Annotated in this window: 14 protein-coding genes, 1 tRNA gene and 1 pseudogene; 8 read left to right on the forward strand and 8 right to left on the reverse strand. The window is 71.3% G+C overall.

Going from position 1 to position 20,827, the window contains the following annotated elements; all coding sequences use genetic code 11:
* Nucleotides 1-20: 20 nt before the first annotated feature.
* The 3 genes from ACFZDA_RS14425 to ACFZDA_RS14435 are packed head-to-tail and all read right to left on the reverse strand — an operon-like array spanning nucleotide 21 to nucleotide 3,817.
* Nucleotides 21-1,157, reverse strand: a complete 1,137-nt coding sequence (locus ACFZDA_RS14425) for an iron-containing alcohol dehydrogenase (RefSeq protein WP_391079953.1) — start codon at nucleotides 1,155-1,157, stop codon at nucleotides 21-23.
* Nucleotides 1,154-2,023, reverse strand: coding sequence for a dioxygenase (locus tag ACFZDA_RS14430; RefSeq protein WP_391079957.1), 870 nt, complete (start codon nucleotides 2,021-2,023; stop codon nucleotides 1,154-1,156). Before ACFZDA_RS14430 ends, ACFZDA_RS14425 begins: the two co-directional genes overlap by 4 nt.
* A gap of 54 nt (nucleotides 2,024-2,077) precedes the next feature.
* Nucleotides 2,078-3,817 carry an FAD-dependent monooxygenase gene (locus tag ACFZDA_RS14435; RefSeq protein ID WP_391079960.1) on the reverse strand — a complete coding sequence of 580 codons (1,740 nt, stop codon included), beginning with the start codon at nucleotides 3,815-3,817 and terminating at the stop codon, nucleotides 2,078-2,080.
* A 174-nt stretch (nucleotides 3,818-3,991) separates the two neighbouring features.
* Here ACFZDA_RS14435 and ACFZDA_RS14440 point away from each other — a divergent pair, with 174 nt between their 5' ends.
* Both ACFZDA_RS14440 and ACFZDA_RS14445 read left to right on the forward strand, forming a co-directional pair.
* Entirely contained in the window at nucleotides 3,992-5,737 is a 1,746-nt protein-coding gene (locus tag ACFZDA_RS14440) for a helix-turn-helix domain-containing protein (protein ID WP_391079963.1), read from the forward strand.
* 27 nt (nucleotides 5,738-5,764) lie between these two features.
* Nucleotides 5,765-6,228, forward strand: a pseudogene (locus ACFZDA_RS14445) (ATP-binding cassette domain-containing protein).
* On the opposite strand, the gene ACFZDA_RS14450 reads toward ACFZDA_RS14445, so the two are convergent.
* Nucleotides 6,210-6,294 (reverse strand) — tRNA-Leu (locus ACFZDA_RS14450). The pseudogene ACFZDA_RS14445 and the gene ACFZDA_RS14450 overlap by 19 nt on opposite strands.
* Before the next feature lie 142 nt (nucleotides 6,295-6,436).
* On the opposite strand from ACFZDA_RS14450, the gene ACFZDA_RS14455 reads away from it, so the two are divergent.
* Nucleotides 6,437-7,777, forward strand: a complete 1,341-nt coding sequence (locus ACFZDA_RS14455; RefSeq protein ID WP_391079966.1) for a DUF2254 family protein — start codon at nucleotides 6,437-6,439, stop codon at nucleotides 7,775-7,777.
* Nucleotides 7,778-7,923: 146 nt separating this feature from the next.
* Here ACFZDA_RS14455 and ACFZDA_RS14460 read toward each other — a convergent pair whose 3' ends face one another.
* The 3 genes from ACFZDA_RS14460 to sucC are packed head-to-tail and all read right to left on the reverse strand — an operon-like array spanning nucleotide 7,924 to nucleotide 11,549.
* Nucleotides 7,924-9,465 carry an aldehyde dehydrogenase family protein gene (locus ACFZDA_RS14460; protein WP_391079969.1) on the reverse strand — a complete coding sequence of 514 codons (1,542 nt, stop codon included), beginning with the start codon at nucleotides 9,463-9,465 and terminating at the stop codon, nucleotides 7,924-7,926.
* 44 nt (nucleotides 9,466-9,509) lie between these two features.
* Nucleotides 9,510-10,409: a succinate--CoA ligase subunit alpha gene (gene sucD / locus ACFZDA_RS14465; RefSeq protein ID WP_391079972.1), complete on the reverse strand. Its 900-nt coding sequence runs from the start codon at nucleotides 10,407-10,409 to the stop codon at nucleotides 9,510-9,512.
* Between the two features lie 9 nt (nucleotides 10,410-10,418).
* Nucleotides 10,419-11,549 (reverse strand): ADP-forming succinate--CoA ligase subunit beta, encoded by a 1,131-nt coding sequence (sucC, locus tag ACFZDA_RS14470; RefSeq protein ID WP_391079975.1) that lies wholly within the window; start codon nucleotides 11,547-11,549, stop codon nucleotides 10,419-10,421.
* 144 nt (nucleotides 11,550-11,693) lie between these two features.
* Here sucC and ACFZDA_RS14475 point away from each other — a divergent pair, with 144 nt between their 5' ends.
* From ACFZDA_RS14475 to ACFZDA_RS14495, 5 genes are all read left to right on the forward strand, one after another.
* Complete coding sequence (locus ACFZDA_RS14475; RefSeq protein WP_391079978.1) at nucleotides 11,694-13,376, forward strand: thiamine pyrophosphate-binding protein; 1,683 nt, start codon at nucleotides 11,694-11,696, stop codon at nucleotides 13,374-13,376.
* A gap of 10 nt (nucleotides 13,377-13,386) precedes the next feature.
* Nucleotides 13,387-14,628: a formyl-CoA transferase gene (frc, locus tag ACFZDA_RS14480; protein ID WP_391079981.1), complete on the forward strand. Its 1,242-nt coding sequence runs from the start codon at nucleotides 13,387-13,389 to the stop codon at nucleotides 14,626-14,628.
* Nucleotides 14,629-14,632: 4 nt separating this feature from the next.
* The gene (locus tag ACFZDA_RS14485; protein ID WP_391079983.1) at nucleotides 14,633-16,777 is read left to right on the forward strand and encodes an acetate--CoA ligase family protein; all 2,145 of its coding nucleotides are present in this window, start codon (nucleotides 14,633-14,635) and stop codon (nucleotides 16,775-16,777) included.
* Between the two features lie 122 nt (nucleotides 16,778-16,899).
* Nucleotides 16,900-18,288: an MFS transporter gene (locus ACFZDA_RS14490; RefSeq protein ID WP_391079986.1), complete on the forward strand. Its 1,389-nt coding sequence runs from the start codon at nucleotides 16,900-16,902 to the stop codon at nucleotides 18,286-18,288.
* A 1-nt stretch (nucleotide 18,289) separates the two neighbouring features.
* Nucleotides 18,290-19,696: an MFS transporter gene (locus tag ACFZDA_RS14495; RefSeq protein ID WP_391079989.1), complete on the forward strand. Its 1,407-nt coding sequence runs from the start codon at nucleotides 18,290-18,292 to the stop codon at nucleotides 19,694-19,696.
* A 64-nt stretch (nucleotides 19,697-19,760) separates the two neighbouring features.
* On the opposite strand, the gene ACFZDA_RS14500 is transcribed toward ACFZDA_RS14495, so the two are convergent.
* Nucleotides 19,761-20,819 (reverse strand): TIM barrel protein, encoded by a 1,059-nt coding sequence (locus ACFZDA_RS14500; protein ID WP_391079992.1) that lies wholly within the window; start codon nucleotides 20,817-20,819, stop codon nucleotides 19,761-19,763.
* Nucleotides 20,820-20,827: the final 8 nt, after the last annotated feature.

Below are 20,827 nucleotides of genomic sequence, written 5' to 3' on the forward strand. Positions count from 1 at the left end.
GACCGTAGGAAGCATCGCGGTCAGCTTCCGTCCGCAAGTCCGCGAGTCCGCATCGGCTCATGGACGGTGGTCTCCACCGCTTCCGGCGGGCCGCCCTCGTACGCCGCTCGCAGCACGGCCCGGGCCCCGGCCGCCGTCACCGGGCGCGGGTTGGCGTACGGCTCGCCCGCGACCCGGTCCGCCGCCGGTGCGACGTCGACTTCCGTGAGGCCGAGTTCGGCGAGGGAGCGCGGTGCTCCGAGGCTCCCGGCCAGTTCCCACAGGGCGCGGGGCACGTCGTCGGCGCCGAGGGCCCGGCGCAGCACGGCCAGCGCCCGCGGGGCGGCGGGGGCGTTGTGCGCGAGGACGTACGGCAGGACGACGGTGTGCGTCTCGGCGTGCGGCAGTCCGAACGTGCCGCCCAGCACGTGGCACACCTTGTGGTGCAGCCCCATCGTGGTCGAGCCGAGGCACGAGCCGCACAGCCAGGCCGCGTACAGCGCCCGGCTGCGCGCGTCCAGGTCCTTCGGGTCGTCGGCCAGCCGTGGCAGCGCCTCGGCCATGGCCCGCACGCCCTCCTCGGCCATGACCGAGACCAGCGGCGAGCCGTCCGGGGCGTACAGCGCCTCGACGGCGTGCGCGAGCGCGTTGACGCCGCTGGTCACGGTCAGGGATACGGGCAGGGAGAGGGTGAGCCGGGGGTCGTAGACGACGCTGCGGGGCTGGACGACCTGGTCGCGGCCGGTGCGCTTGGCGCCGTGCTCGGTCAGGCCCCACACGGGCGTCATCTCGGAACCCGAGTAGGTCGAGGGCACGGCGATCAGCGGCAGTCCGGTGCGCAGGGCGATCGCCTTGCCGAGCCCGATCGCGGAGCCGCCGCCGACCGCGACGCAGCCGTCCGCCCCGGCCGCCCGTACGGCGGCGACGGCCCGGCCGGCGTCCTCGGCGGGGACGTGCATCCGGGCGCCGGCGTGCACTCCCACGCAGGTGTCGCCGAGCGCGTCCGCGACCGCCCGGGCGACGGCTTCGCCCCGGCTGCCGCAGACCACGAGCAGCCGCCGCAGGCCCAGGCGTGCGGCCTCGCCCGGGGTCGCGGCGACGGCCGCGCCGGGCCGGAAGACGACCCGCACGGGCCGGGTCTCGTACGAGAAATCGCTCTGGAAGCTCAGCAACGTCATGACGCACGCTCCAGGACGAGGTCGAAGCGGGCGAGCCGGAAGGGGTTCGGCACGCCGAACTCCCGGGCCAGGGACGGGTCGTCGGTCTCCGCGAAGTCCTGGACCAGGCTCTCCTTCACGGCGAACACCGCGTCGGAGTCGAGGTAGTCGCCGCCGGCCACGAAGAGGTGCGTGGTGACGGGCGTGTGTCCCTCGGCCGTGGCGATGAAGTGGATGTGCGCGGGGCGGTAGGGGTGCCGCCCGGTCGCGCGCAGCAGCGCGCCCACGGGGCCGTCGGTGGGGATCGGGTACGGCGCCGGGACGCAGGTGCGGAACCAGAAGCGGCCCTCGGTGCCGGCGGTGAACAGCCCGCGTCCGTTGCCGGCGGGCTGGACGCCGGGCTGCTGGACGTCGTAGAAGCCCTTGTCGTCAGCCTGCCAGACGTCGACGAGGGCTCCGGGCAGCGGGGTGCCGTCCTCGGCCAGCACCCGGCCGCTGACCACGCACGCATCGCCGCCGCCCACGAGGTCGATGTCGTCGCCGAGTGCGCGGACCGGCGACTCGGTCATGTGGAAGGGGCCGAGCACGGTCGGCTCGGTGGCGCCGGGCGCGCGGTGGCCGTTGACGGTCTCCACGAGCATGGACAGCCCGAGCACGTCCGACAGCAGGATGAACTCCTGCCGGGTGTCGGTGCAGGCCTGCCCGGTCGCCGTCAGGAAGGTGATCGCCCGCTCCCATTCCTCCTGGGTCAGCCGGGTCTCGCGCGCGAAGTCGTGCAGATGGCGGACGAGGCCGGTGAGCAGCTCGCGCAGCCGCGGGTCGGCGGCCCCCAGGAGGCTGGCGAGGGCCTGCTCGGTGACGTCGGCCCCGGTCGCTTCGGTGGTCATCCCCGCTCCTCGTCGTCGACGTCCGCCGCTGTCCTTGCTTCCATGATTGCGCGCTCAGGCGTGTCCGAGGATGGTCCGCAACGCCTCCGCGAGCAGTTCGCCGGCGTCCGGTGCGGCGGAGGCGTGCCGGAAGGCGACGAAACCGTCGGGGCGCACGAGCAGGGCACCCGCGTCGGAGATCTCGCTCAGACGCGCCCAGTCCCCGTAGGGGTCCTCGTACTCCTGCCCGGGACCGATCACCACGGTGGAGATCTCCACCTCCTGGGCTCCGGCCGCCTGTACCCACTCCTCGCCCCCGATGCCGGTCAGCAGGGTGAAGCGGCCCCGGCCGACGGTGTCGAGGGTGGAGAGCGTGCGGCGGCCGGAGGTGATCCAGGCGTGCGGGAGCCGGGCGCCGGGGCGGGAGGACGGCTGGTGGTGCAGCTCGGGGTCGCGGGCGAAGCCGGGGTCGGGCGTGCCGTCCGGGACGATCGCGCCGGAGCTGTAGCGCTGGTTGAGGTCGACGCCGTGCGCGTTGAACTCGTACGCCTTGAAGGCGATGGCCTCCCGCAGCTCGGCGCGCTGCTTCTCGGCGGCCGCGGTGGCGTCCTTGCGGGCGGCGATGTTGGCCCACAGCTGCTCGGGGGTCTGCGGGGAGAGCCCGCCGAGGGCCTCGAAGACCGGGGCGGTCTCGCGGATGGACCGGTTGGCGCGGGTGACGATCTGCCGGCCGACGGGGGCCCGTTCGGCGGTGTAGCTGTCGAGCAGCCTGGGGTGGGCGGTGCCGTCGAGGACGAGCTTCAGCTTCCAGGCCAGGTTGTAGGCGTCCTGGATGGAGGTGTTGGAGCCGAGGCCGTTGGACGGGGGGTGCCGGTGCACGGCGTCGCCGGCGCAGAAGACGCGGCCGTTCGCGTAGCTCTCCGCGTACATCTCGTTGACGGTCCAGGCGGAGGACGACTTGACGGTGACGGGGATGTCGTCGTCGCCGACGAGCTTGCGTATGACGGATTCGGCGTACTCGGTGGTCAGGTCCGGGGCGCCCGCGGTGACGTCGTAGCCCCACACGATCAGCCACTCGGTCCAGGGGCGGACGCAGCGCACCAGGCCCGCGCCGATGCCGCCGACCGTCGCGCCGGGCGCGAGGACCCAGTACAGCGTGGAGGGGCGGTGGGCGGTGTACCGCGTCAGGTCCGCCTCGAAGACGATGTTGATGCTGCCGGCCACGCCCATCCGGCCGCCCATCGGCAGCCCGGCGTCCGCGGCGACCTGGGACCGTCCGCCGTCGGCGCCGATCAGGTACTTGGCGCGGATCTCGTACGTGTCCCCGCGCAGCCGGTCGCGGACGGTGGCCGTGACGCCGTCGGCGTCCTGGGTGTGGGAGAGGTACTCGTTCTGGAAGCGGAGCCGGGTGCCGCGGGCGACGGCCGCGTTCACGAGGACCGGCTCCATGAGGTGCTGCGGCATGTCGCACATGCGGGTGGGGCTGGCCAGTTCGTGTTCCGCCTGTACCAGCGGGTCGTTGCCCCAGGAGCGCACCCGGCCCAGTTCCTCGCCCGCCAGGCTGGTGCAGAACGTCGTGTTGCCCATCAGGTGCTGCGGGGTGGCCTGCGCGACGACCTCCTGTTCCACGCCGAGGTCGCGCAGCACCTCCATGGTGCGCTGGTTGGTGATGTGCGCGCGGGGCGTGTCGGCGAGGCTCGCGTAGCGGGTCACCACGATGTTGGGCACGCCGTAGGTGCTCAGGGCGAGCGCGGCCGAGGCACCGGCGGGGCCGCTGCCCACGATCAGGACGTCGGTCTCGACGACGGTGGACACGGGGCGCTCCTGCGGGGGACGGGGGCGGACATCGAGCGTTCATGATCATGGAGCGGTTGGGGCGGTCGCGGGTGTCTCATTACGAGACACCCGTTGCCGCCCGTCGTCTCCCGCTGTCGCCCGTCGTCTCCCGTTGTTGCCCGTTCAATCGAACCCGCTACGGTGGTGCCTGCCGTGACCACGACCGAGCCTTCTCCCGCAGCCACCGCCGGGCCCTCGCTGCGTCTCGCCCGCGAGCGGTTCCTGTCGGGGGGCGCGCTGCCCGGCGGCGTTCCGGAGGAGGTCGTCGCGGCGTGGCGGCGGGCGCGGTTCTTCGGTGTGCCGCACGACTTGAAGGAGCCGGACGTCGCTCCCTCCCGGCCGGTGGACTCCGCGCTGCTCGATGCCGCCCGGCCGGTGCTCGACCGGATCGTCCCGGCCCTGGACACGGCCCGGTCCCTCCTCGTCCTGACCGACGAACGGCTGCGCGTGCTGTGGAGCGAGGGGGGCGTTCCCGGGCTCGGTCCATGCCCCGTCCTGTCGGAGCGGGAGGTGGGCAACAACAGTGCGGCTCTCGCCCTGCGCACCCGGCGGCGGGCCGAGGTGCACGGGCCGGAGCACTTCCTCGACCGGTGGCAGGACGTCTCCGCGGTGAGCGTCCCGGTGCTCGACGCGGAGGACGGCCGGCCGCTCGGCACGGTGACCGTCGCGTCGCGGTTGTGCGCCATGCGTTCGCCGCATCCGCAGGCGGCCCTGGCCGAGGCGGCGGCCACCGCCGTCGAGACGGAGCTGCGGGCGCGGGCGGGGCGGGTCGAACGGGTGTTGCTGGACGCGTATCTGGGGGCCGGGCCGGATCGGGCCGTGGCCGCCCTGGACGGCCACAACCGGCTGATCAGCGCTGCGGCGCAGCGGTTGCTGACGCCGGAGGTGCTGGCGGCGCTGGAGCGTACGGCGGTCGGCGCGCGGCAGACGGACGGTACGGATCCGGCGGCTTCGCCCGAGGCGATGGTGTCCGGGTTCGTGGAGTTGCCGGAGGGGGCCGGGTGCACCGCACGGATCGCCCCGGTGCGCCTGGACGGCACGGTCGTGGGGGTCGTCGCCGTCCTGGAACCGCTCGACGCCGCGCCGCTCTCGGTGCCGGGCTCGCCCGCGCCGTCGCTCGCTCTGACCGGCTCCTCGGCCCCGTGGCGGCGCGTCGTCGCGCGTGCGGCCGAGCTGGCGCGCTCCCGCCGGCCGCTGCTGCTGACCGGCGAGCGGGGCACGGGAAAGTCCGCCCTGGCCCGGGAACTGCTGGGGCCGGGCCCCGTCCAGGAGGCGGACGCCGCTCAGGACGCCGCTCTGGCACAGGCCCTGCCCGCCTGGCCGGCCGATCGCCCGCTGCTGCTCCGGCACGCCGAGCGCCTCGCGCAGCCCGGCGTGGCCGCGCTCAACTCCTTCCTCGAACAGCACCCGGACACCCGGCTCCTGGTCACCTACACGCCGGGCACGCCGGTCGGCCCCTGTCTCCAGCGTCTGCTGGACACCCTGTCCGCCCGCTCGGTGACCCTGCCCCCGCTGCGGGAACGCACCGAGGACATCCGGGAGCTGCTGCCGGCCCTGGCGCCACGCCCGGCCCCCGGGCAGCCGCCGCTGACCTGGACACTGGACGCCCTGCGCGCGCTGGAGCGGTACCCGTGGCCCGGGAACGTCACCGAGCTGGCCCATGTCGTCCGGGCCCTCGCCGAGCACCGCCGGATGTCGGGGCCGGTCCGCCGGCCGGAGCTGCCGGACGCCGTGCGGGAAGGCCCGGCCGCGCGGCCCCTCAGCCCGATGGAGCACGCCGAGCGCGCCGCGATCCTGGAGGCACTGCGCCGGCACGGCGGCAACAAGGCGCGCGCGGCGGCCGCGCTGGGGATCGGCCGGGCGACGCTGTACCGCAAACTGCGGGGCTACCGCAGCTGATCAGGGGCGGTCTCGGCCAGTCGCACCATGAGGCCGGCGGCCAGTTCGAGCACGCGGCGCGTCGGCCCCACGGGCGCCGGCAAGAGCACGGTCGTCAACCTGCTCCTGGGGTTCTACGCGCCCTGGTCCGGACGCGTCATGCTCGACGGCACGGACATCGCCGAGCTGCCCCGGGACGTCCTGCGCCGACGGGTGCGTGCCGTGCTCCAGGACCCCTGGCTGTTCACCGGGACCATCGCCGAGAACATCGCTTACGGAGCCGACCGGGCGAGCGACGACGACGTCCGGCAGGCGGCCCGGGCGGCCTCAGCACCGGTCAGACGCAGCTCATCGCGCTCGCCAGGGTCTTCCTGGCCGACCCCGAGGTGCTGGTGCTGGACGAGGCGACGAGCGCGGTGGGCGCCCCTACCGAACCAGACACAGAAAAGGCGCCGACCAGAACCGGCCGGCACCTCTCATACGCCGAAGCAAGTGTCCGAGGGGGGACTTGAACCCCCACGCCCGATAAAGGGCACTAGCACCTCAAGCTAGCGCGTCTGCCATTCCGCCACCCGGACCAGGTGTCTGCCGCCTTGCCAGGGCTCTGCCCCGCGGCGACATGGACAACCATACCAAGGTTTCGCAGTGGCTTTCACCTGCGTTTCCTTCCTCAGGGCGGGGGTCCGGGACGTCGCGGCCCGATGCCCCTAGGGTCACACCATGAGTGACTGGATGGTTACGCGGAGCTCCGCGGCGGCACGTCGCCCCCGTGCGCTGTCGACGCTCAGGGAGCATCTGCGGGACACGTTCTGGTTCGCCCCCACCGCGGCGATGGTGGGCGTCTTCGTGGTCTGGGCGGGGGCCCAGGCGCTGGACACGGCCATCGTCGACGCGCTCCAGGACGACCGCGACTACGACACGCTCGACGAGCTGCTGCGGTTCGCTCAGGACGCGAAGGTCGTGGTGAGCGCGGTCGGCTCGGCGATGATGACCTTCATCGGCGTGGTCTTCAGCATCTCGCTGGTGGCCGTGCAGATGGCGAGCGGGCAGTTCACCCCGCGGGTGGTGCGGCTCTTCGTCCGGAGCCGGATCACCAAGGCGACCTTCGCCGTCTTCCTGGCGACCTTCGTGCTGACCCTGCTGGTCCTGACCTCCTTCGACACCGCCGACGACCCGCGTGCCGTCACCACGGTGCCTCTGGTGCAGTCGGTCCTCACCCTCTGCATGGTCGCCCTCAGCCTGCTGCTCTTCGTGCTGTACGTGAACACCACCCTGCGGCTCATGCGGATCAGCCACGTGATCGCGCGGATCGCCACGGAGTCGTTCCGGGTGGCCGCCTCCTTGCCCGTGCCGACGGGCGGACAGCCCGGACCGGACGCCGTCCGCCTGGATTCCGCGACCGCGTGGGTGCCCCACGAGGGCCGGGCGGGGGTGCTGCGGGACGTGCACATCACGCGTTTGGTGCGGGTGGCGCGCAAACACGGGGTCGTGCTGCGGCTGATCCCGCGGATCGGCGACTTCGTGGTGCCCGGCACGCCCGTACTGGCGGTCCACGGTGGGCCCGCCCCGTCGCGCAGGGCGCTGCGCTACACGATCTCGGTGGGTGTGGAGCGGACGTACCACCAGGATCTCGGCTTCGGACTGCGCCAGTTGTCCGACATCGCGCTGCGCGCCCTGTCGCCCGCGATCAACGATCCGACGACCGCCGTCCAGGCCCTGGACCGGATCGTCCAGTTGCTGGCCGCTCTCGGCCGGCGACCGCTCGACGCCGCCCTGCACCGGGACCGGGGCGGGGCGGTACGGCTGGTGCAGCCCGTGCCGGGGTGGACCGAGCTGGTGGATCTGGGGTTCAGCGAGGTACGGGGGTGCGCCGTGGGGAACCCGCAGGTTTCGCGGCGCATGCTGGCCGGGCTGGACGACCTGCTTCTGCTCGTGCCGCCGGAGCGGCGGGAGCCGCTGCTCCGCCATCGCGAGCTGCTCCGGCAGGCGGTGGACCGGTCCGGGCCGGCCCCCTCGGACCGCGCGTTCGCCCTGCGCCCGGACCGGCAGGGCATCGGCTGACGGGCGACGGGCGACGGGCGACGGGCGACGGGCGACGGTACGGATTCCCAAGGCACGCCGGTTCACAACGCGTCGGCGACCGACGCCGCGGGCCCGCGCGGGAACCGCGTGGCGGGGGACCGGCGTCGGTCGCCGACGGCCCGCCCTCAGGGCAGCAACTGGTACTCCGGGAAGTTGCCCGGCAGCCGCTCCCCCGCCGGTCCCCGTGTCACCGCGCGCACCAGCAGTTCGCCGCCGACGAACGCGCCGTGCCAGGACGCGCCGAGCCCGCCGAACAGCTCGTCGCGGTCACCGCGGGAACGGGGCCGGCCGCGGCCGGTCTTGAACGCGCGGATCTGCGGGGCGAGTCGCTCGTAGGTCGCCCGGTCGTCCGTGGACAGTGTGGCCACCAGCGCGCCGTTCGAGGCGTTCATCGCGGCCAGCAGCTCCGCCTCCGTGTCGACCAGGACGATGGTGTCGACCGGGCCGAACGGCTCCGCGTGGTGCAGCGGAGAGGACGGGGGCGGGTTGAGGAGCGTGACCGGATGGACGTAGGCCGAGGTGTCCTGGCCGGGCAGGAAACGGGCGTCGGACGGACTGCCGCGGTGCAGCGGTACGGCGCCGCGCTCGATGGCCTCGGCGACCTGGTCCTGGAGTTCCTTGGCCTTGGCCGCGTTGATGACCGGCCCGATGTCCAGCTCGGGGCAGGGGTCGTCCGGCTGCTCCACGGCGAGCGGGTGTCCGACCCTGAGCGTGCGGACCGCCGGGAGGTACGCCGCCAGGAACGCGTCGAACAGCTGCCGCTGGACGACGAAGCGCGGGTACGCCGTGCAGCGCTGCTTGCCGTAGTCGAAGAGCTTGGGGACGACCGCCGTGAGCGCGTCCCAGTCCGAGTAGTTCCAGATACCCCAGGTGTTGAGTCCCTCCTGTTCGAGTACGTGTCGTTTGCCGAGGTCCGCGACGGCCGTGGCCACCGCGGCGCCGGTGTCGCGGCCGCCGACGAAGGAGACACAGCCGATCTCGGGCGCCCGCACCAGCGCCTGGGACAGCTCGCCTCCGCTGCCGCTGACGAGGGTCACGGGGATCCCCTCACGGGCGGCGAGGGCGCAGGCCAGGGTGAGGCAGGCGACACCGCCGTCGGTCGGGGTCTTGGCGATGACCGCGTTGCCTGCCAGTGCCTGGACCAGCACTGCGTGAACGAGCACGCTCATCGGGTAGTTCCAGCTGGCGATGTTGGACACCGGGCCGTCCAGCGGGGTCCGGCCGGCGAGCATCTCCTCGATGCCGTCGACGTACCAGCGGACCCCGTCGATGGCGCGGTCGACGTCCGCCAGGGCGAGCCGCCAGGGCTTGCCGATCTCCCAGACGAGCAGGAGGGCGAGCAGCCGGCGGTGTGCGGCGAGGGCGTCGAGGGTGGCCGCGACGCGGGCCCGGCGCTCCGGCAGGGGGACGTGACGCCAGGCGCGGTGGTGGTCGAGGGCGGCGCGCACGGCCCGGCGGGCGGTGGCCCCGTCCAGGCGCGGCGGGCCGGCGATCGGGCTGCCGTCGACGGGGCTGACCGCGGGCAGGACCCGGCCGTCCGCCTGCCAGGCGGCGTTCCAGAGGTTGAGGATCCGCTCGTCGCGGAAGGCCTCGGGCGCGGCGGCGAGGCAGCGCTGCCACGCGTCGGGCCAGGTGGTGCCGGATTTGAGGGTGAGGGTGGGTGCCATCGGGTTGCTCCGCTCTCGCTGCACGGTCGGGGGCGGGACCTGGCTCACTGCCGTTGTTCTCCGGGACGTGCTTCGAGCCGCGCCAGCACGAGGTTCGCGGTCTCGGTCGGGGTGCTGCCCACGCTCACCCCGGCCGCCTCCAGCGCCTCCTTCTTCGCCTGTGCCGTGCCGGAGGATCCGGAGACGATGGCGCCCGCGTGCCCCATGGTCTTGCCCTCGGGTGCGGTGAACCCGGCGATGTAGCCGACGACCGGCTTGGTGACGTGCTCGCGGAGGTACGCCGCCGCCCGTTCCTCCGCGTCACCGCCGATCTCGCCGATGAGGACGATGAGTTCGGTGTCGGGGTCGTCCTGGAAGGCGGCGAGGCAGTCGATGTGGGTGGTGCCGACGACCGGGTCACCGCCGATGCCGACGCAGGTCGAGAAGCCGATGTCGCGGAGCTCGTACATGAGCTGGTACGTCAGCGTGCCCGACTTGGAGACCAGTCCGACGCGGCCCGGTTTGGTGATGTCGGCCGGGATGATGCCCGCGTTGGACTGGCCGGGGGTGATCAGGCCCGGGCAGTTGGGGCCGACGACCCGGGTGCCCTTCTCCCTCGCGTACGCGGTGAAGGCGACGGAGTCGTGGACGGGGATGCCCTCGGTGATGACGACCGCGAGGCCGATGCCTGCGTCGGCGGCTTCGAGGACGGCGGCCTTGGCGAAGGCGGGCGGCACGAAGACGACGGTGACGTCCGCCCCGGTCGCGCGCATCCCGTCGGCGACCGTGCCGAAGACGGGCACGGCTCGGTCGTCGAAGTCGACCGTGCGGCCCGCCTTGCGCGGGTTGACGCCGCCGACGACGTTCGTGCCGGCCGCCAGCATGCGCCGGGTGTGCTTCATGCCCTCGCTGCCGGTCATGCCCTGGACGAGGACCTTGCTCTCTTTGGTGAGGTAGATGGCCATGACGTCCCCTCAGGCTGTGGCGGCGAGTTCGGCGGCCCGGCGGGCGGCGCCGTCCATGGTGGTGACCTGCTGGACCAGCGGATGCGCGTGCTCGTCGAGGATGGCGCGGCCCCGGGGCGCGTTGTTGCCGTCGAGGCGCACGACGAGCGGCTTGGTGAGGCGGACGGTGTCCAGGGCCTGGACGATGCCGTCGGCGACCGCGTCGCAGGCGGTGATCCCGCCGAAGACGTTGACGAAGACGGACGTGACGGCCGGGTCGGAGAGGATGACCGACAGTCCGTCCGCCATGATCCGGGCGCTCGCGCCGCCGCCGATGTCGAGGAAGTTGGCGGGCCGGGCGCCGCAGCCCGCGACCACGTCCAGGGTGGACATGACGAGTCCGGCGCCGTTGCCGATGATGCCGACCTCGCCGTCGAGCTTGACGTAGTTGAGGCCCTTGGCGGCGGCCGCCGCCTCCAGCGGGTCGTCGTGTCCGGTGTCGTCCGCGCCCCAGCGTGCCTGCCGGAAGCGGGCGTTGTCGTCGAGGGTGACCTTGCCGTCGAGGGCGAGGATCTGCCCCTGCCGGGTGCGGACGAGTGGGTTCACCTCGACGAGGAGGGCGTCCTCGCGGACGAGGACCTGCCAGAGCCGTACGAGGACGTCGACGGTCTGCGGCGGCAGTCCGGCCGCCTCGGCGATCTCGCCCGCCTTCGCGGAGGTGACGCCCTCGGCGGGGTCGACGGGGACGCGGGCCACGGCGTCGGGACGGGTGGCGGCGACCTCCTCGATCTCCATGCCGCCTTCGGCCGAGGCGATCGCGAGGAAGCGGCCCGCCGCACGGTCGAGTACATAGGACACGTAGAACTCGGTGTCGATGTCCACGGGCTGGGCCAGCATCACTGTGCCGACCCGGTGCCCCTTGATGTCCATGCCGAGGATCTGACGGGCGGTGAGTTCGGCTGCGGCCGGGTCCGCTGCGAGCTTGACACCGCCTGCCTTGCCCCGGCCACCGGTCTTCACCTGGGCCTTCACCACGACCCGGCCGCCGAGCCGGCGCGCGATCTCGCGGGCCTCCTTGGGTGAGTCCGTCACCTCGGCCCGCGGCACCAAGATGCCGTGTTCTTCGAAGAGTTCCCTTGCCTGGTGTTCGTACAGGTCCATCTTCGGCTCCTGTCTGAAAGTGCCGCACGCCCCCTGGACACCACCCCATCGGATGCGGGATAACAAGGTTCATACAGTATTCGTCGACTGTATGCAATGTACCGCGAGACGTTCCAACCCCCTACGAAGGGACAGGACTTCGCCATGCCCGACGACACCCAGGACGTCATTTCCGGTGGTCATCTCGTAGCCAAGGCGCTGAAGGCCGAGGGGGTCGACCGCATCTACACGCTGTGCGGCGGCCACATCATCGACATCTACGACGGCTGCGTCGACGAGGGCATCGAGGTCGTCGACGTCCGTCACGAGCAGGTCGCCGCCCACGCCGCCGACGGTTACGCGCGCATCACCGGCAAGCCAGGCTGTGCGGTGGTCACCGCGGGACCGGGGACGACCGACGCCGTCACCGGTGTCGCCAACGCCTTCCGCGCGGAGTCCCCGATGCTGCTGATCGGCGGTCAGGGGGCCCTCACCCAGCACAAGATGGGGTCGCTGCAGGACCTGCCGCACGTCGACATGATGAACCCCATCACCAAGTTCGCGGCGGCCGTGCCCGACACGGCGCGCGCGGCGGACATGGTGTCCATGGCGTTCCGCGAGTGCTACCACGGCGCACCCGGGCCCTCCTTCCTGGAGATCCCGCGTGACGTGCTGGACGCCAAGGTGCCCGCGTCCAAGGCCCGCGTGCCGCAGGCCGGCGCCTACCGCGCCTCGACCCGCTCGGCCGGCGACCCGGAGGCGATCGAGAAGCTCGCCGACCTGCTGGTGCACGCCGAGAAGCCGGCCATCCTGCTCGGCAGCCAGGTGTGGACGACCCGGGGGACGGAATCGGCCATCGAGCTGGTGCGCACGCTGAACATCCCGGCGTACATGAACGGCGCCGGCCGTGGCACCCTCCCGCCCGGCGACCCGCACCACTTCCAGCTCTCGCGGCGGTACGCCTTCTCCCATGCCGACGTCATCGTCATCGTCGGCACGCCCTTCGACTTCCGCATGGGCTACGGCAAGCGGCTGTCACCGGACGCGACCGTCGTGCAGATCGATCTCGACTACCGCACGGTCGGCAAGAACCGCGACATCGACCTCGGCATCGTGGGCGATGCGGGGCTGGTGCTGAAGTCGGTGGTCGAGGCGGCCTCCGGCCGTATCAACGGCGGGGCGTCGAAGCGCAAGGAGTGGCTGGACGAGCTGCGGGCTGCCGAGCAGACCGCTCTGGAGAAGCGGCTGCCGAGCCTGAGGTCGGACGCCTCGCCCATCCACCCGTACCGGCTGGTCAGCGAGATCAACGACTTCCTCACCGAGGACTCGATCTACATCGGCGACGGCGGCGACATCGTCACCTTCTCCGGGCAGGTCGTGCAGCCCAAGTCGCCCGGGCACTGGATGGACCCCGGTCCCCTCGGCACGCTCGGCGTCGGCGTCCCCTTCGTGCTCGCGGCCAAGCAGGCACGGCCCGACAAGGAGGTCGTCGCGCTCTTCGGCGACGGCGCGTTCTCCCTCACCGGCTGGGACTTCGAGACGCTCGTGCGCTACGACCTCCCCTTCGTCGGCATCGTCGGCAACAACTCCTCCATGAACCAGATCCGCTACGGCCAGGCCGCCAAGTACGGCAAGGAACGCGAGCGGGTCGGCAACACCCTCGGCGACGTCCACTACGACAAGTTCGCCCAGATGCTGGGCGGTTACGGCGAGGAGGTCCGCGACCCCGCCGACATCGGCCCGGCCCTCAGGCGCGCCCGCGAGTCCGGCAAGCCGTCCCTGATCAACGTCTGGGTCGACCCCGACGCGTACGCCCCCGGAACCATGAACCAGACCATGTACAAGTGAGGTGCCCCCGATGACCGCTACCTCCACCAAGGCCCTCGAAGGCATCCGCGTCCTGGACATGACCCACGTCCAGTCCGGGCCGTCGGCGACCCAGCTGCTCGCCTGGCTCGGCGCGGACGTCGTCAAGCTGGAGGCGCCGACCGGCGACATCACGCGGGGGCAGCTGCGTGACCTGCCGGACGTCGACTCCCTCTACTTCACGATGCTCAACTGCAACAAGCGGAGCATCACCCTCAACACCAAGACCGAGCGCGGCAAGGAGATCCTCACCGAGCTGATCCGGCGCTCCGACGTCATGGTCGAGAACTTCGGACCGGGCGCGGTCGACCGCATGGGCTTCACCTGGGACCGCATCCGGGAGATCAATCCACGGATCGTCTATGCCTCCATCAAGGGGTTCGGCGAGGGCCCGTACACCAACTTCAAGGCGTACGAGGTCGTCGCGCAGGCCATGGGCGGGTCGATGTCGACCACCGGTTTCGAAGACGGGCCGCCGCTGGCGACGGGAGCCCAGATCGGGGACTCGGGGACGGGCGTGCACGCCGTGGCGGGCATCCTCGCCGCGCTCTACCAACGGGAGCGCACCGGGCGCGGGCAGCGGGTCAACGTGGCCATGCAGCACGCTGTACTGAACCTGTGCCGGGTGAAGCTGCGGGACCAGCAGCGTCTGGCACACGGGCCGCTCGCTGAATATCCCAACGAGGACTTCGGCGACGAGGTTCCCAGGTCCGGGAACGCGTCCGGCGGCGGCCAGCCCGGCTGGGCGGTCAAGTGCGCGCCGGGCGGCCCGAACGACTACGTGTACGTCATCGTGCAGCCCGTGGGCTGGCGGCCGATCAGCGAGCTCATCGGCCGGCCGGAGCTGGCGGACGACCCCGAGTGGGCGACGCCCGAGGCGCGGCTGCCCAAGCTCAACAAGATGTTCCAGCTGATCGAGGAGTGGTCCTCGACGCTGCCCAAGTGGGAGGTGCTGGAACGGCTCAACGCGCACAACATCCCGTGCGGGCCGATCCTGTCCACCAAGGAGATCATCGAGGACCGGTCGCTGGTCGCCAACGAGATGGTCGTCACCGTCCCGCACCCCGAGCGCGGCGACTTCGTCACCGTCGGCAGCCCGCTGAAGCTGTCCGACTCCCCCGTCGAGGTGACCAGTTCGCCGCTCCTCGGCGAGCACAACGAAGAGGTCTACGTCGGCGAACTCGGCCTCGGTGACGAGGAAGTGCGCCTGCTCAAGTCGAACGGAGTGATCTGACGTGATGGCCGAAGACCGGGTCCTGCGGGTGCGGGGCGTCCTGGACTCCGTGCGCGCCGAGGGGCGGACCGCGCTGACCGCGCCCGAGGGCAAGGTGATCGCCGACGCGTACGGGATCGCCGTACCGGGCGAGGAGCTGGCGAGTGACGTCGACGAGGCGGTGGCGTTCGCGGCGCGTTTCGGCGGGCCCGTCGTGATGAAGATCGTCTCGCCGGACATCCTGCACAAGACCGACGCCGGCGGGGTGATCGTCGGGGTCGAGGGCGCGGCGGACGTACGGGCGGCGTTCCACACCATCATCGACAACGCCCGTGCGTACGACCCGAAGGCTCGTATTTCGGGTGTGCAGGTGCAGGAGTTGCTGCCCAAGGGGCAGGAGGTCATCGTCGGCGCCGTCACGGATCCGACGTTCGGGAAGGTGGTGGCGTTCGGGCTCGGCGGCGTGCTGGTCGAGGTCCTGAAGGACGTGACGTTTCGGCTCGCTCCGGTGGACGCCGACGAGGCGCTGTCGATGCTGGACTCGATCCGCTCGGCGGAGATCCTGCGCGGGGTGCGCGGCCAGGCGGGCGTGGACCGGTGGGCCGTCGCCGAGCAGATCCGCCGCGTGTCTCAACTCGTCGCGGACTTCCCGGAGATCGCGGAGGTCGACCTCAACCCGGTGATCGCCACCGCGGAGGGGGCGGTTGCGGCCGACATCCGGGTGATCCTCGCCGAGTCGCAGCCCGAGCCGCGCCGGACGTACTCGAGGGAGGAGATCCTCACGTCGATGCGCCGGCTGATGCAGCCGGGTTCGGTCGCCGTGATCGGTGCCTCCAACGAACAGGGCAAGATCGGCAACTCGGTGATGCGCAACCTCGTCGACGGAGGTTTCGCGGGCGACATCCACCCGGTGAATCCCAAGGCCGATGACATTCTGGGCCGCAAGGCGTACAAGAGTGTCACGGACGTTCCCGGTGAGGTGGATGTGGCGGTGTTCGCCATTCCCGCCAAGTTCGTGGCCGCCGCCCTGGAAGAGGTGGGACGCAAGGGCATCCCGAACGCCGTACTGATCCCCTCCGGGTTCGCCGAGACCGGTGAACACGAACTCCAGGCCGAGATCGTGGCGATCGCCGAGCGGCACGGAGTGCGGCTGCTGGGGCCGAACATCTACGGCTACTACTCGACCTGGCAGGACCTGTGCGCCACGTTCTGCACGCCGTACGACGTCAAGGGCGGGGTGGCGCTGACCTCGCAGTCGGGCGGCATCGGGATGGCCATCCTGGGCTTCGCCCGCACCACCAAGACGGGCGTGTCGGCGATCGTCGGACTCGGCAACAAGTCGGACCTGGACGAGGACGACCTGCTGACCTGGTTCGGGGAGGACCCCCGCACCGAGTGCATCGCGATGCACCTGGAGGACCTCAAGGACGGGCGCGCCTTCGTGGAGGCCGCGCGGGCGACCGTGCCGAAGAAACCCGTGGTCGTGCTGAAGGCGGGGCGTACGGCGGCGGGTGCGAAGGCGGCCGGCTCGCACACCGGCGCCCTGGCGGGCGACGACGCCGTGTACGACGACATCCTGCGCCAGGCCGGGGTGATCAGGGCGCCGGGGCTGAACGACATGCTGGAGTACGCGCGCGCGTTGCCCGTGCTGCCCACCCCCCAGGGCGACAACGTCGTGATCATCACGGGAGCCGGGGGCAGCGGTGTGCTGCTCTCGGACGCGGTGACGGACAACGGCCTGTCGCTGATGGAGATCCCGCCGGACCTGGACGAGGCCTTCCGGACGTTCATCCCGCCCTTCGGGGCCGCGGGCAACCCGGTGGACATCACCGGGGGCGAGCCGCCGTCGACGTACGAGGCGACGATCCGGCTGGGTCTGGAGGATCCGCGCATCCACGCGCTCGTCCTCGGCTACTGGCACACCATCGTCACTCCTCCCATGGTCTTCGCGGAGCTCACCGCGCGCGTGGTGGCCGAGTTCCGGGAGCGGGGGATCGAGAAGCCGGTCGTGGCGTCGCTCGCCGGGGACGTGGAGGTCGAGGAGGCCTGCCAGTACCTCTTCGAGCGCGGGGTCGTCGCCTACCCGTACACGACCGAGAAGCCGGTGGCCGTGCTCGGCGCGAAGTACCGCTGGGCGCGGGCGGCACAGTCGCTGGGGGGCGGTACATGAGGTGAGGGAGCGGGGGGGCGGCCGACGGTGCGCGTCGGCCGGCCCCGGGACCCGCACGCGCACGAAAGGCATGGGACAGGGGGCGCTGGCCAGATCTTTCGACGCAAGGGGTGCGACACGACATGACAACGACCGATCTGCCCACCACGGTTCCCTACCGAGAGGTCACGGACGCGAACGGACGCGTCTACCGCATCGGTGAGACCGACATCGACATCATGGGCCGCAAACGCAAGTGGATGGTCATCCTGCCGTGGGTCGGCATGATGGGCATCTCCTCCGCCGAGTACGCGTTCGCGTCCGCCGAGGACACCCTGCACACCGCGCACCACTGGGACAGCATGCACATCTTCTGGATGATGACCGTGTGGGTCTTCTTCCAGGCCGCGGTGGCCTTCCCCGCGGGCAAACTGCGGGAGAGCGGAAAACTTCCGGCCCGCTGGGCGATGATGCTCGGCGCGACGGGCACGCTGCTGGGCTACCTGTCGCTGGCCTTCGCGCCGCAGGTCGTCTTCGCCTACATCGGCTTCAGCATGTTCAGCGGCATGGGCGCGGGCATGGTGTACGCCACCTGCGTCAACATGGTCGGCAAGTGGTATCCGGAGCGCAAGGGCGGCAAGACGGGATTCGTCAACGGCGGCTTCGCCTACGGCTCGGTGCCCTTCGTCTTCCTCTTCAACGGCTACATGGACCTGACCAACTTCCGCTGGGTGCTGGTGTCGGTGGGTGTGTTCCTGGCCGGGGTGGTCGCGTGCTCCGGCTACTTCTTCAAGGACCCGCCGAAGAACTGGTGGCCCGCCACGATCGACCCGCTGAACCCGCCCGACGACCCGCGCGCGGCCCGCTCGCTGCGGATGAACCCGCCGGCGGTGCGCCAGTACTCCCCCATGGAGGCGTGGAAGACCGGCCGGGTGGCGCTGATGTGGTTCTGCCTGGCGTGCACGTCCGGCGTGAACATCTTCGGGATCGCCTTCCAGGTGGACATCGGTGAGGAGGCCGGGTTCGCGGGCGGCATCGTGGCCACGGCCATGTCCCTGAAGGCGGTCGTCAACGGCACCGGCCGGGGCGTCATCGGCTGGCTCTCCGACCTCTACGGCCGCAAGCGGTGCCTGCTGGTGGTCTGCCTCATCCTGGGTCTCGCCCAGTACGGCATCCTCTGGTCGGCCGAGAGCAAGAACCTTCCGCTGTTCCTGGTCTTCTCCGCGATCTCCGGCTTCGGCGGCGGCGCCATCTTCCCGATGTTCGCGGCCCTCACCGCCGACTACTTCGGCGAGAACAACAACGCGTCCAACTACGGCATGGTCTACAGCGCCAAACTCGTCTCCGGTCTCGGAGCGGGCATGGGCGCCGTGGTCGTCAGCGCCTGGGGACACTCCGGTGCCTTCATCCTGGCCGGCTCCATCTCCCTCTTCGCCGGCTGTGTGGCACTGTTCCTGACCCCGCCGGGACGCGACAAGGAAAGGCGCCGCATCGCTCCCAACCCGCGACCGCTCGGCGAGGACACGGCCTGACATGACGGCAGATCCGTACACAGCAAGCAACTCCTGCACACCCTCCGACGCCGCACACCGTCCCTACCGCGAGGTCACCGACGCACACGGCCGCGTCTACCGCGTCGGCGAGACCGACCGGGACATCCTCGGCCACTCGCGCAAGCTCATGGTGTATCTGCCGTGGATCGCCATGATGGCCATCAGCGTCTTCGAGTACGCGTACGGCTCCGCGGAGGACACCCTGTCCCACGCGCACGGCTGGACGCAGAGCAACACCTTCTGGATCCTCAGCGTCTGGGTGTTCTTCCAGGCGGGCATCGCCTTCCCCGCGGGCTGGCTGCGGGAGAAGGGCCGTCTGACGGCACGCACGGCCATGTACCTCGGGTCGGGCATGTGCCTGCTGGGGTTCCTCGCCCTGTCGCACCTGAGCAACGTGCTGCTGGCGATCCTCGGTTTCGGCGTGGTCGGCGGGATCGGCGCCGGGCTCGTCTACGCCACCTGCATCAACATGGTCGGCAAGTGGTTCCCGGAACGGCGTGGCGCCCGCACGGGCTTCGTCAACGGCGGGTTCGCGTACGGGTCGCTGCCGTTCATCTTCATCTTCAACTACGGCTTCGACACGGCGAACTACCACCGCGTCCTGGACCTCATCGGCTGCTACGTCATGATCGTGGTGCTGGCCTGCGCGTTCTTCTTCAAGGACCCGCCGAAGAACTGGTGGCCGGCCGACATCGATCCGCTGGCCCGCTCCGGCGACCGGAGGAACGCCACGAGCCTCGCCAAGAACCCTCCGGCGGTACGCCAGTACACCCCGAAGGAGGCCATCAGGACGGGCATGCTGCCCCTGATGTGGCTCTCCGTGGTGATGACCGCCGGCGTGTCCATCTTCGGGATCTCCTTCCAGGTCGACTTCGCCAAGGAGGTGGGCTTCGGACCGCTGGTGGCGGCGTCGTCCATGGGCGTGATGGCCGTCGTCAACGGCGTCGGTCGCGGCATCGTGGGCTGGCTGTCCGACCGGTGGGGCCGCAAGTCCACCCTGGTGTTCGTCATCGTCGTGCTGGGCCTCGCCCAGTTCGGCGTCATCTGGGCGGGCGACCTGAAGAGCGAGTGGCTGTTCCTGTTCTTCGCGTTCCTGTCCGGCTTCGGCGGCGGCGCGTTCTATCCGCTGTTCGCTGCGCTCACACCGGACTACTTCGGGGAGAACTACAACGCCACCAACTACGGGCTGGTCTACAGCGGCAAGCTGATCAGCGGTCTGTTCGGCGGCGGGCTGGGCTCCATGGTGGTGGCGGCCTGGGGTTACAACGGCGCGTACGCGCTCGCCGGCGGCGTGTCGATGCTCGCGGCGGCCGTCGCGCTGCTGCTGCGCCAGCCGGGACGCGCCCAGGCCGAGCCAGGACGCGCGCAGCCACAGCCGGTGAGCTGACCGTCCCCCACATGAGGAGGCCCCTCCCTGTTCGGGGAGGGGCCTCCTCATGCCGGTGCGGCCCTCAGCACTTCTCCCGCAGCGAGTGCAGGTGCGCGCTGGAGCGGCGTGCGAACGTGAAGGACTCGGCCGGGTTGTCGTGCTCGGCCTGCCAGTGGTGGGCCATGCGGTGCCCGCGCAGCCGGGTCACGGCGGAGATGAACCGCTGGTAGTCGATGTCTCCGTCGCCGACGTCGGTCATGCGGTAGCCGTACGGGTTCGACGGGTCGCTCTCCCCGTCCTTCACGTGGAACAGCGGGTAGCGGTCGGGCTGCCTGAGGACGTAGTCCAGCGGCTCGAACGGGGCGGGCGTGCCGTCGGGCCGCTTGGAGAAGCGGAACTGGCCCACATACGCCCAGTAGATGTCCATCTCCAGGTGGACGAGGTCCGGGTCGGTCTCCTTGAGCAGGACGTCGTAGAGGCGGACCTTCGGGTTGTCCGTGGCGAAGCCGAACTCCTCGGAGTGGTTGTGCTGGTAGAACTTCATGCCCCGGGCCTTCGCCGCCGCGCCGTAGGTGTTGAACTCCTCGGCGGCGCGCTTCCAGGCGTCGACGGTCGAGCCGTAGCGGAACGGGCCGGAGGCGGTGCCGATGTGCTTGAGGCCGAGGGCCTGGGCGTCGTCGAGGACCTTGGTGAGGTTCTGGGCGAAGGTGTAGGCGTTCGGGTCGTCGGAGTAGTAGCCGACGTGGCTGCCGATCGGGTTCAGGCCGTGGCTGCGGGCCAGCCGCTTGAGCTGGGCGAGGGTGATGGGACCGGCCGAGCCCTGGGTGTAGCCGGCGAACTCGACCTCGTCGTAGCCGTACTTCTCCAGTTCGGCGAAGACGGGGCCGAAGCCGAGGGTGGAGACCTTGTCGCGGAGGCTGTAGAGCTGGATGCCGAGGCGGCCGGGTGGCAGGACGGGGCGGCCGCGGCCCTTGGCGCCCAAGGCCGTGCCGGTGGCTGCGGACGTGGTGCCGGTGGCGGCTGTCGCGGGGGCGGCGGCACCGAGCAGGGCGGCGGCGGTGGCGCCTGCGGCCACGCCGAGCATGCCTCGTCTGGTGAGGCGGTGGGTGAGTTCGGGGTCGGGCTGGGAGAAGCGGCTCATGCGTGGAA

The organism is Streptomyces sp. NPDC007991 (genome assembly GCF_042958445.1).
Lineage (GTDB): Bacteria > Actinomycetota > Actinomycetes > Streptomycetales > Streptomycetaceae > Streptomyces.